Origin of the sequence: Desulfonatronospira sp. (assembly GCA_003563255.1) — a bacterium.
In the GTDB taxonomy this organism is placed as follows: domain Bacteria; phylum Desulfobacterota; class Desulfovibrionia; order Desulfovibrionales; family Desulfonatronovibrionaceae; genus Desulfonatronospira.
This window is the reverse complement of the sequence record PWSL01000297.1, coordinates 1-3,425: the sequence shown is the minus strand read 5'-3', so window position 1 is coordinate 3,425 and position 3,425 is coordinate 1. Positions and strand designations below refer to the sequence as shown.

Genomic DNA, 3,425 nt, shown 5'->3' with positions numbered 1-3,425 from the left:
TGCTTTTTTTGCTGAGCACTGCGAGATGAAAAAATGGAAATATTAATATAAACTCCCCATGCCCACACCTTACCACGCCAAATACTTTGCCCATGACCTGACCATCCAGAAGCCTCTGGATGGTGTGGAGCGTATATCCAGGTCGCTGATATGGTTGACATTGCAACTATTTGTGACAATTTGATTTTTTCGTAATAGTTTAGCCATTTGCAAGTTGCATGGGGACTGGCTCTCACAGCCCTTGTTTGATTAAGTCTGTTTTTGGTAACTTCTCAATAGTTCTGGGCAGGGTTCAAAACGGGTTCAATTTATGAGCATAGTTTTTGTCTGAATTTTTGGTGTAGGGGATAGACCCAGATAGATTTGACTGGTAGCTGTGGTTTTTTCGTATTGCCGAGCCTGCCGACCCCTTTTGTCTGACCCAAATAGATCCAGTTTGCTGCTTTGTAACATGTGCCAGGAAATCGTCTGGTTTCAACAAATGTTTCGATCAGGACCGGAGAATATTGGTAGAGACTCTCCCAGTCTTGGTTCACACGTTTTATGGTCATGCTCAAGATTCGTGAGGCCAGGTTTGGAGTCTGAATCCAGGGCAAGATGAGAAAGCGGGCATTATTGATGATCAGGTGAAGGTTTTCTTTGCGTTTTGGTTGAGTCCAGCCAATAAATTGATCTCTGGGCGCTGTCATCCAGACCGCGGCCCTGAAGCTTAAAAGGGCCACTGTCTGATCTTGAAACTGGACTATGTAGCGGATTTGATCACCGGGTACGGGGGCATAGCCGAGATAGTGGTAGCGCTGGATATATTCATTCCAGAGATGGGATTGATTGCTGTTCTGAACGGGTTTTACTTTCAGGACAGAGAAGGCGGTTGGCGGAATGACAAGAGGAGGCTTGGGATCAGTCTTTTGGGTTCGGCGAGAATAGGGTTTGCCGTTGCCATTCCCTTTTCTGGGGGCTGGCAATTGCAAGAGGCCGTCCTCGTGCATGCGCAGCATGGCCACACGGCAGCTCATGTCTTTGAGCCTGCCGTCCAGACGATACCACTGTAATAGCTGGCATACGGAACGTGACAATGCGGCCCGATTGGCATTGGGACTTTCTGCGATCAGTTCTTTGATACGGATCAGTTCGGGTTGGGTAAACGTCCGTCCGCAATAGCGCATAGATTATCCGGGAACCTTGGCTTTTCGCCTGATCCAGTCGCCCAGCCTGGGAATTTTCATTTTCCCGGAAAGTCGATCCTGGAGATACTCCCAAAAGGAAATTCCATGTTTCCGGCAGGTCTTTTTTAAGCTGACGAAAGTGTCCCGCGCTTTTCGACCAAGATCGCTCCTGGTCCCACCGCTGATTTTTCGCCTTTTGACATACTCGCGGATATCGTTTTCACTCAAATTGTTGTGCAGGGGGATTTCAGGGCGTCTGAGGACCAGCAAAAGTTCTGATTTGTTCTTATATATCCTTTCAAGAGCCTGATTCAAACTGGCAAAGCAGGTCTTGGTGGTGAACAGTTGGTCAAACCGTTGTGTAAGGTCCTCTTTTTGCTTCGGGCTTGGATTTTCTTTGTAGGCCTTGAGATCGTCATATAAGGTCCAAAGCTGATCCTTTATTGAATTCAGAGCATCCCTTTGCTGCTCATTGAAGCCAACGAGCTTATTGATGGTCCTTTCGGCATGAATCCAGCACAGGGCGTGGAGAAAGACATTGAACTGTCCGGCATCATCACTGAGAATAACAATATCTTCATTCAGGCCGTGTTCCAGGATGCTTCCCAAAAGAGCCCCTTCGGTGACGATTTGGACGTGTCTTTTGGTTGTGATACCGAGCCTGCTCAGCATCGACTCCCAGGCCTGCTGATCGGGAAGGTTTTTTTCCTCAAGCTCATCAAGAGACTGCAGGATCTTTTTGGGGAGCTTGTGGGCCTGCATATAATCAAGGGCGTCCTGGTTGATGACATAATCAGCCTGCTTGCCGCGCAACAAGGTCAAGAAATTGATCCGGCTCTTTGATTCTGTGCTTGCAAACCAGGCGAAAAGTTCGTTGCCGATATGGGTGCAGTATCCGTTTCGGCCTTTATGCCGAGCCCCTGTATCGTCAACGTTCACATAGTCGGAGACCTCCAGTCCGGCGCTCAGAATGTCTTCTTTTTCGAGATGAAAACTCTCTTTGCCTTCAATGAGAATATTGTTGATTTGCCCCGAGGAGATATCAATGCCCATTTCCAGGAGCCCTTCCAGGAGAAGAGGTTGGGTGACCATGCAGTGGTAGTATTGATAAAGGATATATCCGATGAGGATATTGCCGAAGTGACCTTGCCTGACTCCCTCCGGGATCTGGCCAATGATAGATTGCCCTGAGGGAGTTACCCAGCGCTCCAAGCGATACCGAACATTGTATGGCTGGATCAGGAGGTCTTGAACAAAGTAATCCTCGTGGCCTTTGAATTGACTGCCTTTAGGGATATTCTCCGGAGCAACGATCACAGTCTTGTGGATTTCGAGTTTTTTACGTTTCTTTTTTGAACCTGGTCTCTTTGCCTTTATGTTGCCTTGACCATTGTCCTCGTCTGGCTTTGGTTTTTTCCCCAGGTTTGATGGTTTGATCTTGGGTTTAGGCTTTTCTCCTTTTAACCTGGCAATCTCATCCTTTAATCCCTGGATGATTTCGTTCTGCAACTGGATATGTTCTTTATGGGCAAAAATGATCTCAAGAAGGTGATCACTCAAGGGTGTTCGCTGATCCTCAGGAATCTCCGGCAAGTCCATTAATTTTTTGTTTATCAAGCTCATGGAAAAGACTTATGCCATAAAAATTTTTTTGTGTCTACTTTTTTGAGGGACAAATTTAAAAAAAAATGTATCTTACCCAGAACTATTGAGAAGTTACTGTTTTTGTACATCAAAAAACAAGGGCTGGGGTGCCTGTCCCCTGCTTTCCTAAAAAAGGGCTAAACTGTTACGAATATTGCTTTTTAAGGCTGAGGTGTGGGGTATGTCAATTTGGAAGGGGAAAAATTGTGGTCCTGGGAAAGGGCTTCTTGATTCTCGTATTTTTCATGTTGCATTCCACTTTAGGGTCGATCAATGTCTTTTTTTGGGCGCAGGTATCCATTGCCGATAAAATCGGATTTTGAAAGGACTTATGTCTTTGCCGATTACATAACCATAGCTCCTGTCCTTTCTATGTGGTGCATTTAGCCGGATTGGCTGGCAGCTTGGCTATACATGTCCGCACGATGTTCATTGTCGCTCCACACACTTGGCAGATAATTTCAGCCCTCTTTTTTTTCTGATGGAGCATGGTCAAGGGTGGAACCCTCAGAATTAATTGTAGAAATTTGATAAGTTTTTTACTGCAGGCATGGAGAAAGCCATAACATCTGGTTCTTTGAAATCCCTTTGGCAGAACGTGGAGCATCAACAGGT

Annotated in this window: 3 protein-coding genes; all 3 read right to left on the bottom strand. The window is 46.1% G+C overall.

Translation table 11 applies throughout. The annotated features are described in order from the left end of the window. Nucleotides 1-308 precede the first annotated feature (308 nt). Nucleotides 309-1,166, bottom strand: coding sequence for a DUF4338 domain-containing protein (locus QZP87_RS08845; RefSeq protein WP_291322556.1), 858 nt, complete (start codon nucleotides 1,164-1,166; stop codon nucleotides 309-311). Nucleotides 1,167-1,169: 3 nt separating this feature from the next. Continuing rightward, complete coding sequence (locus QZP87_RS08840; protein WP_291322555.1) at nucleotides 1,170-2,789, bottom strand: transposase; 1,620 nt, start codon at nucleotides 2,787-2,789, stop codon at nucleotides 1,170-1,172. Nucleotides 2,790-3,180: 391 nt separating this feature from the next. Next, nucleotides 3,181-3,417, bottom strand: coding sequence for a hypothetical protein (locus tag QZP87_RS15585; protein WP_363331007.1), 237 nt, complete (start codon nucleotides 3,415-3,417; stop codon nucleotides 3,181-3,183). Between the last annotated feature and the right edge of the window lie 8 nt (nucleotides 3,418-3,425).